The sequence below is a fragment of the Bacillus sp. WC2507 genome, from assembly GCF_052656125.1.
The window spans coordinates 4,462,935-4,475,937 of sequence record NZ_JBQXPN010000001.1; the positions used below are offsets into that span (position 1 = coordinate 4,462,935).

11 protein-coding genes are annotated in these 13,003 nt (G+C 35.5%); 3 read left to right on the forward strand and 8 right to left on the reverse strand.

All coding sequences use genetic code 11. The features are described 5' to 3' along the window. Positions 1–50: 50 nt before the first annotated feature. Positions 51–905: a CvfB family protein gene (locus tag ACUN28_RS23550; RefSeq protein ID WP_016088909.1), complete on the reverse strand. Its 855-nt coding sequence runs from the start codon at positions 903–905 to the stop codon at positions 51–53. 231 nt (positions 906–1,136) lie between these two features. Here ACUN28_RS23550 and ACUN28_RS23555 point away from each other — a divergent pair, with 231 nt between their 5' ends. Continuing rightward, positions 1,137–1,628: a YajQ family cyclic di-GMP-binding protein gene (locus ACUN28_RS23555; protein WP_001040146.1), complete on the forward strand. Its 492-nt coding sequence runs from the start codon at positions 1,137–1,139 to the stop codon at positions 1,626–1,628. An 860-nt stretch (positions 1,629–2,488) separates the two neighbouring features. Here ACUN28_RS23555 and ACUN28_RS23560 read toward each other — a convergent pair. Next, complete coding sequence (locus tag ACUN28_RS23560; protein ID WP_016088910.1) at positions 2,489–3,373, reverse strand: helix-turn-helix domain-containing protein; 885 nt, start codon at positions 3,371–3,373, stop codon at positions 2,489–2,491. A gap of 434 nt (positions 3,374–3,807) precedes the next feature. Continuing rightward, positions 3,808–5,109: an alpha-amylase family glycosyl hydrolase gene (locus tag ACUN28_RS23565; protein ID WP_048894634.1), complete on the reverse strand. Its 1,302-nt coding sequence runs from the start codon at positions 5,107–5,109 to the stop codon at positions 3,808–3,810. A 213-nt stretch (positions 5,110–5,322) separates the two neighbouring features. Here ACUN28_RS23565 and ACUN28_RS23570 point away from each other — a divergent pair, with 213 nt between their 5' ends. Continuing rightward, positions 5,323–6,555 (forward strand): ammonium transporter, encoded by a 1,233-nt coding sequence (locus ACUN28_RS23570; RefSeq protein WP_016088912.1) that lies wholly within the window; start codon positions 5,323–5,325, stop codon positions 6,553–6,555. Between the two features lie 162 nt (positions 6,556–6,717). Here ACUN28_RS23570 and ACUN28_RS23575 read toward each other — a convergent pair whose 3' ends face one another. From ACUN28_RS23575 to asnB, 4 genes are all read right to left on the reverse strand, one after another. Then, positions 6,718–7,023, reverse strand: a complete 306-nt coding sequence (locus ACUN28_RS23575) for a hypothetical protein (protein WP_016088913.1) — start codon at positions 7,021–7,023, stop codon at positions 6,718–6,720. A gap of 115 nt (positions 7,024–7,138) precedes the next feature. Further along, positions 7,139–8,605 (reverse strand): catalase KatB, encoded by a 1,467-nt coding sequence (gene katB, locus ACUN28_RS23580; RefSeq protein ID WP_016088914.1) that lies wholly within the window; start codon positions 8,603–8,605, stop codon positions 7,139–7,141. Positions 8,606–8,664: 59 nt separating this feature from the next. Further along, positions 8,665–9,624, reverse strand: a complete 960-nt coding sequence (gene hemH / locus ACUN28_RS23585) for a ferrochelatase (RefSeq protein ID WP_016133897.1) — start codon at positions 9,622–9,624, stop codon at positions 8,665–8,667. A gap of 188 nt (positions 9,625–9,812) precedes the next feature. Next, entirely contained in the window at positions 9,813–11,660 is a 1,848-nt protein-coding gene (gene asnB, locus ACUN28_RS23590; RefSeq protein WP_016088916.1) for an asparagine synthase (glutamine-hydrolyzing), read from the reverse strand. Positions 11,661–11,899: 239 nt separating this feature from the next. Here asnB and ACUN28_RS23595 point away from each other — a divergent pair, with 239 nt between their 5' ends. After that, on the forward strand, positions 11,900–12,454 hold the full coding sequence (locus ACUN28_RS23595) for a DUF2777 domain-containing protein (protein ID WP_016088917.1): 555 nt from the start codon (positions 11,900–11,902) through the stop codon (positions 12,452–12,454). A gap of 59 nt (positions 12,455–12,513) precedes the next feature. On the opposite strand, the gene ACUN28_RS23600 is transcribed toward ACUN28_RS23595, so the two are convergent. Beyond that, a complete protein-coding gene (locus tag ACUN28_RS23600; protein ID WP_016088918.1) occupies positions 12,514–12,879 on the reverse strand; it encodes a YisL family protein in 366 nt (121 codons plus the stop codon). Positions 12,880–13,003 lie beyond the last annotated feature (124 nt).

A 13,003-nucleotide genomic window follows, 5' to 3' on the forward strand; every position in this document is an offset into this window, starting at 1 on the left:
AAAGCATCCCCTTATATTTCACAAAATATAAGGGGATGCTTTTATTTGCTTTATTTTTTAAAGTAAGTCCAGCCTTCTTCTTGATAAACCTTTTCTTCTTTCATCAACTTACCAAGCGCGCGCTTAAATGCAGCTTTACTCATGTTGAAACGTTCTTTAATATCTTCTGGGTGACTCTTATCCCAAAACGGCATTGCTCCGCCACGTTCTTCCATATATGCATAAATCACTGCAGCGTCATCTTCCATTCCTTCTTCTTTACGAGGAAGAAGTGAAATGTTAATTGTACCGTCATCTTTTACGTCAATAATACGGCCCGTTACACGTTCACCGATGCGGACTTGTTCTTTTCTTTCAGTATGGTGTAAGAAAGCACGGAAATGCTCATCAGTTAGTATGAATGAACCAACTTGAAGTGAACGATACACACGTCCATTTACGTTTTTATTACGCATAGATGGCGTCGCATCTACGATAATTTCTTGCATATCACTGTCTCTTGCCGGAAGAGCGATAAGGCGATCACGATTCGTTAATTTTAACGTACAATATAATTCGTCTCCAACTTCTGGCCATACTGGCATATAAATCGGGAACTCATCAGCTGGGATTAGTATATCTTTTGATACACCAATATCAACAAACACACCTAAACTAGGAATAACTTCTACAACCTTTACCCAGTTCCAATCAAAAGTTGTAATAAGTGGCTCCTTCATTGTTGCTGAAATACGATTTTGGTGATCAAGGTATAAGAATACATCAATCTTAGCGCCTTCTTCAATTTCTCCAACTAATTCGTTTTTATGTAGGAAAATTTCTTCTTCTTCATTCCCAACCATATATCCGATTTCCGTTTCGCGTAAAACAGTTACCTGTTCAATCGATCCTAATTGCAAATACATATTTTTTTAATTCCCTTCTATATATATAAAATTATCTTTTTTATCATTCCAAACAAAAGTTAATTATAACACGATTTTTCCTTTATTTGTCCAACTGCCCAAAATTCACTATAATAAAATGAGGTTACATGAATATAAGTATGAAAACACTTAAGTCTAAGCTCGTTTTCAGCTATACTTTAGTATGTACAGTACATAAAAAGATTAGAAATTTATTTGGAGGTGCTAACTATGGCAAAAGATAGTTCTTTTGACATCGTTTCGAAAGTAGAATTACCTGAAGTAACAAACGCAATTAACATCGCATTAAAGGAAATCCAAAACCGATATGACTTTAAAGGAAGTAAAAGTGATATTAAATTAGAAAAAGAAGTACTAGTTTTAACTTCTGACGATGAGTTCAAATTAGACCAAGTAAAGGACGTTCTAATTTCTAAACTTGTAAAACGTAACGTTCCAATTAAGAACTTAGATTACGGAAAAGTTGAAGCTGCAACTGGTAACACTGTTCGCCAACGCGCAACACTTCAACAAGGTATCGATAAAGATAACGCGAAAAAAATTAACAACATCATTAAAGAAATGAAATTAAAAGTAAAAACACAAGTACAAGATGACCAAGTACGTGTTACAGCGAAAAGCCGTGATGACTTACAAGCAGTTATCGCAGCTGTTCGCAGCGCTGACTTACCGATTGACGTACAATTTATTAACTACCGCTAAAAAGAAAACTCCTCTTAATTAGAGGAGTTTTTCTTTTTATCATGTAGGGACAATACGACAAGGACATGAGAGGGTATTTGCGGTGAAAATTGCTGAGCGAACAGAGTCTATTCATACGAATATCTTACCGGTGACCGCGTGGTTAGACTAGGTCTCATTGTAGAATTTTTTTATACATGGAATTGAGCATGTCCTTTTAAAAATAAGGAAAAGACACCTTAGGACGTTTCCCTTCAACTTGAATCACTTTCCTTATCAATTGAATCCCAAGCCAAAGTCACCACAACTACCTCCATAAACCAAAATCTCTCTCCCTACTCAAGCGTAACAATTTATGAGTATAAGAATATTTTCCACCCTTCAATGTAATGTAGAATTAATAAGGAATCTTATTTTGTGAAAAAAAGTTAATTATAAAAGGGTTAGAAGTGGTTATTTGAAGAAGTTAATATTATGTTTTTTATTGGCTATATTCTTTCTAAATATTAAAGGATGTTCTAATAATATGACTACACTAAAGGATAAATCTAATTGCATTAACAAAGCTTGGTACAAAAAAACTATGTTATGTAATAATTTAAAGAAACATTAAATAGTTGATGATAAAGGTCATAAAAAAGACACTCTAAGGTGCCTTCCTCTTACTTGAACCATCTTAATTTTAATATGGAAGTGAAAAGAAGTATAAAGTGTTAATAGGGATGCAGATTTCAAAATAGAAAGTACGTTAAGTAAACTTTCATTCAACATATTAAGTAATAATATTTTAGAATCAAGTTTATAAAAAATATTAAGAGGTTTATAAGTGTAAAACCTACGGGAACTTTTCCTGTGGGTTTTATTGTACTATAAGTAGTTATTTAACAATTATGTTTTTCGAAATATTCTTCTTTAATTATTTGTAATTTTTTTTCGTTTTTTGTTAATTCAAATATAAATAACGCTTTTTTCATGTTATTAGCAACATTTTCTTTATTAGATTGTTTAAGCTTTAATAAATTCGAACCTTTTTCATAGTATAGTTCACCCAATAAGTATAAAGTATTTAGATTAATAGCTAATTTGATACCCTTATCAATGTATTTTTTTGCTTCTTCGTATTGATATGTGTAACTTAAACATTTTGCTAAATTATAAATGATTTTTAATTTAATTTCTTTATCTCTAGGAAAATCTAACTTATTAAAATTATTTAAACATCTTTTTAATATGTTAATACTCTCTTTATATTCTTTATTTTCTGCATGAAATATAGCCATTGTCTGCATAATATCTATTTCTCTCTCTGTTAAAAAATCAATATTCGTTACAGTTATTTTTAATGCATTATTTAAAAGAGCTAAAGCCGTTTTTATTGAGTTATTCACACGATATATAGCAATTGCTTCATGCCATATTAGAAATTGTTTATCTTCTTTTATTCGAAAATTATTTAAGTTTTTTTCTTTTGTTACTATTTCATAAAGCTCTTTATATTGATGTTGTCTTATGCAATCCTTCATTACACATTTCACATTTTCTATATATTTAAATTTTTTGTTTTTAGTTAGTGCAAATATATTATTTGGATCAATACCAAGTCTTTCTGATAATTGATATAACAATATGCTAGATGGATAAATCACACCTTTTTCGATCTTGCTAATTTGACTTTGTGAGCATATTCCATGACATAATTCGGATTGCGATATATTTTTTTTAATTCTAAGTTCTTTAATGGTAATACCCAAATCGTAAAATTCCATTTTTCCTCCTACTATTTAGTACTTTAGTATAAGAGTATTCTCTAACTTTTAATGTAATGTAAAATTAATATAGTTGCAATGATTGTTTATTTCAAAGGTCTTTTCCTCCCACTATAAGAAACCTTCCCCTTCCCTTTTTCTATCGGTGTTGACAAAAAAACTGGCTAGGAAGAAAAATTTCTCCCTAACCTGGAAAACTCCTCTCATTCGAGGAGTTTTTATATTTATTAAGAGCAACACCATATCGCTTTATCAAATGATTTTTTAGGAATGTACACTTTATCATTTTCGATTTTGTATTATTTCCCTTCAGAATTGCTGTATCAACAGAATGAACACTATCGCCCCACCGAACAAATTCCCCATCATCATGGTTGTCCCAAACATCTCACCCCACCACGCACTTTCAATTCAACACAAAAGAGAATGTCCCCTTATCTACGCTTCTTTTTAACGGCAATTAAAAACGCAATAAATAATACGTTCACACCGACGATTAAGGAGATAAATAACCAATTCACACCTGTTTCTCTGTTAACTTTATACACATTTGATTCTTCCCGCTTTAAAACGAGATAAAACTTTCCGTTTTCTTCTCTTATAATTTCATCTTCTAACAATCCTCTTAACTCTTGTTTTTCACCAATTGCACTTACAGGTAAAGCAACTTTTTGTGTTTCTTTCGTATTATTAATCGCTACTACTGTCACTTCATCTTTATACTTTCGCTTTAATATACTCATTCCATCTTTATCGTATAAAAGCTCAAACGTACCATGTCGTAGAGATGGTCTCGTTTGTCTAAGCTCACCAAGTTTCGTTATATGTTGCATAAATTTTTCATCTGATTTGAAATCCATTAATCGTCTATTATCCGGAGTATCCCCTCCATCTAATGCAATTTCAGTCCCGTAATAAAAATTCGGAATACCGGGTGATGTTAATAAATATGTAAGAGCTAGTTTCAAACGAGATGGTGGATAATTCATATTCTCTTTTGCAATCCGGGCAAATCTTTTTGTATCTTGATTATCTAAAAATGTAATGGATTCCCCTTCTTTTTTACTCACATCATATAAGGGTTTCACCGATACATCCGCTTCGGAAAACGATTCTACTATTTTTTCGTTATATTCACTATCTTCTTTTGTTGTAACACGAAAATCTTTCTTTATCACTTGCATATCTTTTTGCACGTCATCCCAGAAAGAACGCGGCTTTTTTTCACTATGTATTACATAACTTCCATCTAAATCGACTTCTTTGATCCACCATTTCATCGAGTCGATGACTTGTTGTTCGTTTTCTCCAAGCGGAAATTGAAGTACAACTTTCATTCCTTTTGCATGCGCTTCTTGTACAAGTTCTTTCACATCATTTTCTGTTCCGAAATGTTCATTTACCTTTTGAAAATCGCGCACGTCTAATCCGTCGTACTTTCCACTTTCAAAAAGCGGAGAAAGCATAACAGCGGTAAAGCCCATTTCTTTTATGTAATTCAGTCTTTTTATAATCCCTCTTATATCTCCGCCCTGATATCCTTCTAAATTACCAACTTCTAACTGTTTGTCATTTTTCGGTTCTCCATTATTGAAGCGATCAATCATAATGGAGTATATAACTTCGTCTCGCCACTCTCTTGTTTCATCTGCAAAAGCATGTATTGGTACAAACAAAACGACAGCTAAACAAAAACAAATGAATAGTTTCCTAGTCTGTATTTTTCCCACACGCATCCCCCATGTTTTTTAATTGTAAGAATATTATACCAATTATCCGAATGAATCGCATACGTTGATTTCTTTCTCCCTAAAATAATTCATGTCAGATTTCCTAACATGAATTATAAAGTTTTCTGAATTTTTAGTTGATTTTTCATTTTATTTCGAATATGATATGAAACATAACAAGTTCATGTTATTTTTTCTAACATTACAGGAGGAGAGAGAATGAATACAAGCGATACGGTTTTTATGTTTGTAACGACAGCAATGGTCATGTTGATGACACCAGGATTGGCACTTTTTTATGGGGGTATGGTTCGCAGTAAAAATGTACTCAGTACGACAATGCATAGTTATAGCGCAATGGCTATCGTTTCGATTCAGTGGATCGTAATTGGTTATTCTTTATCATTCGGACCAGATTGGCACGGGCTTATCGGCAATCTCGATTGGTTCGGTTTAAACGGAGTTACCTACGCACCAAATCCAGACTATTCATCCACTATTCCTCACAATTTATTTATGATGTTCCAACTCATGTTCGCTATTTTAACTCCCGCTTTAATTTCAGGTGCATTCGCCGAAAGAATGCGATTTTCAGCTTTCCTTATTTTCATCCTTCTATGGACAACAATTGTTTACAATCCTGTCGCTCATTGGGTATGGGGCGTTGGCGGGTGGCTAAGAGAACTTGGCGCGTTAGACTTCGCTGGTGGTAATGTCGTTCATATTACATCCGGCGTTGCTGGTCTTGTATTAGCTATTTTCCTTGGAAAACGAAAAAACATAAACGGTTCTTCCCCTCATCATTTACCATTTACGATGTTAGGCGCAGGCTTACTATGGTTCGGCTGGTTCGGTTTTAACGTCGGTAGCGCATTATCTTTAAATGATGTAGCACTAACCGCATTTATTAATACAAATATAGCCGCCGCTGCCTCAGCATTAACTTGGATGCTTTCAGAGTGGTTCTTCCAATCAAAACCGACTGCGATGGGGGCCGCTTGTGGTGTAGTTTCTGGTCTAGTCGCTATTACACCAGCTTGCGGGTTCGTTACACCTTTCTCCGCTCTTCTTATCGGAGCAATTGGCGGCGTATTATGCTTCGGAGCGGTCTTCTTCTTAAAAACGAAATTCGGATATGATGATACACTTGATGCATTCGGATGCCACGGCATCGGCGGAACTTGGGGTGGGATTGCGACAGGACTATTTGCAACTACTACTGTAAACGGTGATGGCGCTAACGGATTATTGTACGGAAACGCCGCTTTACTGTTTAAGCAACTGGTAGCAATCGGTGCAACATATGCATTCACAATTATCATGACATACGCCATCATTAAAGCGATTAACTTCTTCCTCCCCGTTCGGGTAGATGAGCATGAGGAACATATGGGACTTGATATTTCGATGCATGGAGAGAAAGCTTATGAGTATACGGAGCGAGTGAACTAAAAAAGAGATGCAATCTATTGGTAGTAGATTGCATCTCTTTTTATTGTACTTGTTGGTGGCATACCCCATTCAGTATTTCTATGAATATATCAGCGCTCATTTCGATATATCGATTTACCAACAAATTCCGACCTGATTTAAACGTAAAATACCCCTTGTAACTTACGAATCACCGTACTTTCTTTTATTGGCACTTAAGATAATAAGAAATGCCACAGCTATGACAGCTAAAAAGCGAACTGGATTAAACGGTGTTCCTACCGTTTCATTAAAACGATGATAAATAAAAGGGATCATCTCAAGCACCATTAGCCCCATCGCAATTTGAAACGTCTCAGCCATCGCTTTGTTTTTTATAAATGCAGCGCGTTCATCACCTTGTTTTCCAATCGCTATAAACATTTTTATAATAGCAAACACTACAAATAAAAAGACACTGAGCGCAATAATAAAAATAGCAACATCCATTCAATACACCTCTTGTATGTAAAATTTATTTGACAAAAATATAACATCTTTTACACCTTATGTAAAACATGTTTTACATAAAAAAGACGACCGAAATCCGGTCGTCTTTTTCTATTTATTTCGGAGCGTTTCCAACGTACTGCGTGATATCAACATTTAACGCTTGTGCTAAACGCATACCGTACTCTTGATCTGCACGGAAGAAGTTACACACAGCTAATAATTTCGTGCGTTCATTTACATCTTTTAAGTCATTTGTTAAGTTTGCAATTAAGTTCGCTTGCTCCTCTTTAGAGAATGAACGGTAACGCTCACCTGCTTGTTTGAAGTCATTTGGTTTCTCGATTTTTTCACGAGATACATAGCCTTCTACTTTCATAGTTGAATCGCGGTAAGTCGGGTCTTCAACTGGATTTTCAGTATGACGACTAGGTTCATAGTTAATTGTAGATGGGTTTTGATTCACTTGCATCGCACCATCACGTTGTTGGTTATGGACAGCTGCATATGGGCAGTTTACAGGAATTTGTAAGTAGTTTGCACCAAGGCGGTAACGCTGTGTATCTGGGTAAGAGAATAAACGACCTTGTAATAATTTATCTTCAGATGGTTCAATACCATTTACAGTTGCACTCGGAGAGAACGCCACCTGTTCTACTTCTGCGAAGAAGTTTTTCGGGTTACGATTTAACGTCATTGTCCCTACTTCAATTAACGGGAAGCGATCTTCTGGCCATACTTTCGTTGGATCTAGCGGATCAAAGTCTAAAGAATCCGTTTCATCTAGTTGCATCACTTGTACGTGTAAATCCCACTTCGGATAATTTCCTTTTTCAATTGCATCGAACAAGTCACGAGTTGCATGGTTGAAATCTTTCCCTTGTACTTCTTGCACTTCTTTTGCACTTAAGTTCCGTACACTTTGCTGTGGTTTCCAGTGATATTTAATGTAAACGATTTTACCTTCTGCATTAATCCATTTAAATGAATGGACACCGAAACCTTCCATTTCACGATAGCTCGCTGGTGTACCATAATCAGAAAATACCCATGTCATCATATGTGTTGATTCTGGAGTTAACGTCATGAAATCCCAGTAACGATCTGGAGTTTGAATATTTGTATCAGGTGCTGGTTTTAAAGAATGCACCATGTCTGGGAATTTAATTGCATCACGAATGAAGAAAACTGGTAAATGATTACCTACGATATCGTAGTTTCCTTCTTCTGTATAAAATTTAACAGCGAACCCACGTGGGTCACGCGCTGTTTCCGGAGAACCTTGACCATGAATAACCGTTGAGAAACGAACAAATACTGGCGTTTCAGTTCCTTCATTTTGTAAAAATGCCGCTTTCGTATATTGCTTCATGCTGTTTTTCGTTACGAATACACCGTGAGCACCTGCACCACGTGCATGCACAACACGCTCTGGAATACGTTCACGATCAAAGTGTGCCAGTTTTTCTACTAAATGATAGTCTTCTAATAATACCGGTCCACGGCGACCAGCTGTACGAGAATTTTGGTTGTCTCCAACTGGAGCACCTTGGTTTGTTGTTAAGCGATTATTTGGATTCATCTAGGGGGATCCTCCTCTTTCTTTCATAGTAATTATTATTTATTTAAAATTATTATAAACTAATTATTATTCAAAACTAAATCTTTGTCAACTATTTCCTTCATTTTTTTGGAAACAATTGCAGCTAAGCAATCGATAAATACAGATTTTGAATTTGGCATATTTGGTCTAAAATATGCCAAATTTAATTCATCAGTTACCACTTTACACTCGTAATCGTTGTCATATAAAACTTCTAAATGCTCTGCCACAAAGCCAACTGGGCAATATACGAAAGATTCATATCCATGCTCTTCAAATAAATCTCTCGTTAAATCTTGCACATCCGGTCCAATCCATGGATCTGGAGTATTCCCAGCACTTTGCCAACCAATTGTATAGTTTTGAATATTCGCAGCTGTAGCGATTAAATCCGCTGTATGTTGTAATTGCTCTACGTACGGGTCCCCTGCTGCAATAATTTTTTCTGGTAAGCTATGTGCAGAAAAAATTACGACGGCTTTCTCTTTATCTATAATTTTAGTAAACGTTTCTTGTATTTGATCTGCCCAATAGGAAATAAATTTCGGTTCATCGTACCATTGTTCAATTGGTTCAATAACAGGACCACCGATTTCTTTTGAAAGACGAATCGCACGGTCATTATACGCTTTAATGCTAAAAGTAGAATAATGCGGCGCTAATACGATACTAATTGCCTGCTCAATTCCATCGCGCTTCATCTCTTCTACTGCATCTTCTATAAATGGTGCAACATGTTTTAAGCCTAAGTAACAAGTAAATTCATACTCTGTAAATATATTATTCATTGAATCTGTTAATTTATGCGCCTGCTCTTTCGTAATTTTTGCAAGTGGTGAAATTCCGCCAATCGCTTTATAGCGCCCGATTAAGTCTTGGAGTGCTTCTTCGGAAGGTTTACGCCCGTGGCGAATATGTGTGTAGTACGCTTCTACATCATCTAATGATTCTGGCGTCCCATACGCCATTACGAGTAAACCTATCTTTTTCTTTGTCATCTATATCACACCTCAATTTTATAAATGAGAATCTTTTTCAAGAACATTTGTTTCCAATTATAACAACTAATAATAAGTACGTCAAAATAATTATTATAAATAAGTATTATTTCTAATATGATTTTAAATTTTATTTGACAATTTATTTAATAAAAAAGCGACTTACTTTTATGTAAGCCGCTTTTCTTCTATTCTTTAATATTTACCCCGTATTCTTTAAACCAAACGTGAATTTGTGCTAAATGAGCTAAAAGTTGTGGCCCGCTCATCAATTGACCAAACCAAGGCGTTTGAAATGCACTGCCGCCTGACTCAATTAATCCGCTAAGCTGTTCTTTATCAAATAGTTCGTGTAAAATTGAGCCTTTATCCGTTAATAAATCTTGTAGCCATACTGTTACTGCTTTTGTATAGTGCGGATTATGCGTTTTCGGATAGGGGCTCTTCTTTCTATATAAGATGTCATTTGGAAGTAATCCTTCTAACGCTTTACGCAATAGACCTTTTTCGCGGTTTTTATACATTTTCATTTCCCAAGGAATATTCCACGCATATTCGACAAGTCGGTGATCCGCAAATGGAACGCGTACTTCTAAGCTTGCGCCCATACTCATACGGTCTTTTCTGTCTAATAATGTTGTCATAAACCATACCATGTTTAAATAAAATAATTGTCTTCTTTTTGCTTCTAGCGGGCTTTCTCCCTCTAAAATAGGAACTTCTTGAATAGATTCTTCATAACGCTGTTGTACATATTGTTGTAAATTTAATTTACTTCTCCATTCTTTCTTTAGCAGTTGTTCACGCGCTTCTGTAGAGCGCATCCACGGAAATGCACTCGATTGCAAATCATCTTCTCTATAAAACCACGGATAACCACCAAATATTTCGTCTGCACATTCCCCAGATAAACCGACGACAAAATCTTGTTTAATTTCGCGACAAAACCATAATAATGACGAATCGATATCTGCCATACCAGGCAAATCACGAACGATTACTGCTTCTGTTAAATACTGTGCTAATTGTTCATTTGAAATGACGCAGCGATGATGGATTGTTTGAAACGTCTCCGTCATCAAATGAATAAATGGTGCATCTGAATTCGGCTGGAACGCATTCGCTTTAAAGTATTTATCATTATCTTCGTAATCAACAGAATATGTGTGTAATTGCCCTTTTCCTGACCTTGCATATTCTTTCGCAGCAATCGCTGTAATCGCGCTCGAATCTACACCACCTGATAGAAAAGTACATAGTGGTACATCAGAAACGAGCTGCCTTGTAATCGCATCTTGTAATAAAAAGCGTGTTCTCTCTACTGTTTCTTCAAAGGAGTCTTCATGTTTTTTACTTTCCACATTCCAATATCTCCATATACATAAACCGTTCTTTGAAAATGTCATCGCATGACCTGGACGTAATTCTTTTATACCAGCATAAATGCCGTGACCAGGCGTTCTAGATGGTCCAAGGCCGAATATTTCGGATAACCCTTCTAACGTTACTTCCGCCTTCACATCTGGATGAGCCAGTATCGCTTTTAACTCTGAACCAAATAGCAATCGTCCACTATCATATTTATAAAATAGCGGTTTTACACCTAATCGATCTCTTGCAATAAATACTTGTTCTTTCTGTTCATCCCATACGGCAAACGCATATATACCGTTTAAATGATCGACACATTCTTCTTTCCACTCAATATACGACGCTAATAGTACTTCCGTATCAGAATGACCTTTGAACGTATATCCTCTTCTTAATAGTTCCTTTCGAATATCTTCTGTGTTATACAGTTCCCCGTTATAACAAATTGCATAATTCGCTTCGTCCTTTAAACAAGTCATCGGTTGTTTACCACCCTCAGGATCAACAACGATTAACCGTTTATGCCCAAATGCGACATTGCCTTTAATCCAAACTTTATTATCATCTGGGCCACGCTTCGCTAACGTCTCAGCCATCTTCGTAACGACGTCCCGTTCTCCTTCTAATGAGCGTTTATAATCCACCCATCCTGTAATCCCGCACATATAAATCATCCTTCCATCTTATTTCTTTTCCTAAACGAGCAGTAATCCCCACCTTAGAGATGCGGATCAAAAAAATGACAAACTTGACGATAACGTACTATCCACATACGGAATAGCATTTTCACTCAGTAAAACGTGTTTTATTGTATGCCCACCTATGTCTAGGTGTGTCTAGTTATAAAGTACGCCCGAACTGTCTATAACAGAAATAACTACTTTTCATAAAGGAGAAATCGTGTATGATACAACGTAACCATATTTTATATAACCAGCCACGCGCTCATACAGTCGGTAATGTAGAATATATAAACAATGAATGGGTATTCTTTGACGATGAAAATGATGAAGCATTTTTATTAGAAGATATTGCCGAAGATGGCTTTGAGATTTTATATAACAACAACTGGCTACCAGCTCGTTTCTATGAACAAGATGTATTACAAATCGCCAACGAACAGCACCATTTGCAAAATGGGGAAATGATACGAATTCGAAAAAAATTACTTCTTAGCTATACGGAATGGCTTGAGGAATTACCTGACTCTGTCTTTACATTATTAACGGAATCATTGCAATCCCTTCATTACTCTTTATATGATTGCATGTATTGTCATAATTATTTATCTTTCTTACCGAAAGAGGAAACGTGCGAAGGAGTAAATATTCTTTTGTTCGATAACGAAGAGATGATTTGTACACTGCAACACCATTTCGTTCGTCACCCTACGTCAAATAAAAACATGTTTCGTTTTACGAAAGTAAACGGAGAAGAGTTGCATATCGATGCGACATAAAGTAAAAAAACCACCTTATCTCCCAAATATTTGAGATTATAAGGTGGTTTTATTTTTAATCAAAATACTTGCCAGCCAATCGGTAATTTCAGTCCAAGGTAAAATACTGCTACTAACGCAACAATAAATAGTCCCCAAACTGCCCCTGTTGCTTTGTTCTTGCTCATTTTTACAAGAACCATTTCCATTCCACCGATAACTAAAATACCAGCTAACATTTTTAAGCCGTACCACATGTGCATGCTACCTGTTGCTGTTTTCACAATACTCATGTACAACATGAAGCCTGTCACAATAATGATGATATACATTAGGCGAAGCCCCATATGTACACCTTTACCTTTTCTTCCTGCTGAATAAAGCGAATACGCAACGAAGAATAAAATTAAACCTAACGCCCATGCTGTAATATGCATATGTACCATCGTATCCTTTACCTCCTCTTTTCACACTTTTTCACTCTATATGATAACATGTTCATTTATTTTCAGGAAATGTTTCGCTTTTTTACATTTAAATGATATAATATTTAGAGTATTTACAAACTTC

Bases quoted from the DNA above. Each gene is read 5' to 3' on its own strand.
- ACUN28_RS23555 (WP_001040146.1), top strand. From the start codon at position 1,137: ATGGCAAAAGATAGTTCTTTTGACATCGTTTCGAAAGTAGAATTACCT.
- ACUN28_RS23595 (WP_016088917.1), top strand. From the start codon at position 11,900: ATGATACAACGTAACCATATTTTATATAACCAGCCACGCGCTCATACA.
- katB (WP_016088914.1), bottom strand. From the start codon at position 8,605: ATGAATCCAAATAATCGCTTAACAACAAACCAAGGTGCTCCAGTTGGA.
- ACUN28_RS23570 (WP_016088912.1), top strand. From the start codon at position 5,323: ATGAATACAAGCGATACGGTTTTTATGTTTGTAACGACAGCAATGGTC.
- ACUN28_RS23575 (WP_016088913.1), bottom strand. From the start codon at position 7,023: ATGGATGTTGCTATTTTTATTATTGCGCTCAGTGTCTTTTTATTTGTA.
- asnB (WP_016088916.1), bottom strand. From the start codon at position 11,660: ATGTGCGGGATTACAGGATGGGTGGATTATAAACGCTCATTAGAAGGA.
- ACUN28_RS23560 (WP_016088910.1), bottom strand. From the start codon at position 3,373: ATGGAATTTTACGATTTGGGTATTACCATTAAAGAACTTAGAATTAAA.
- hemH (WP_016133897.1), bottom strand. From the start codon at position 9,624: ATGACAAAGAAAAAGATAGGTTTACTCGTAATGGCGTATGGGACGCCA.
- ACUN28_RS23565 (WP_048894634.1), bottom strand. From the start codon at position 5,109: ATGCGTGTGGGAAAAATACAGACTAGGAAACTATTCATTTGTTTTTGT.
- ACUN28_RS23600 (WP_016088918.1), bottom strand. From the start codon at position 12,879: ATGGTACATATGCATATTACAGCATGGGCGTTAGGTTTAATTTTATTC.
- ACUN28_RS23550 (WP_016088909.1), bottom strand. From the start codon at position 905: ATGTATTTGCAATTAGGATCGATTGAACAGGTAACTGTTTTACGCGAA.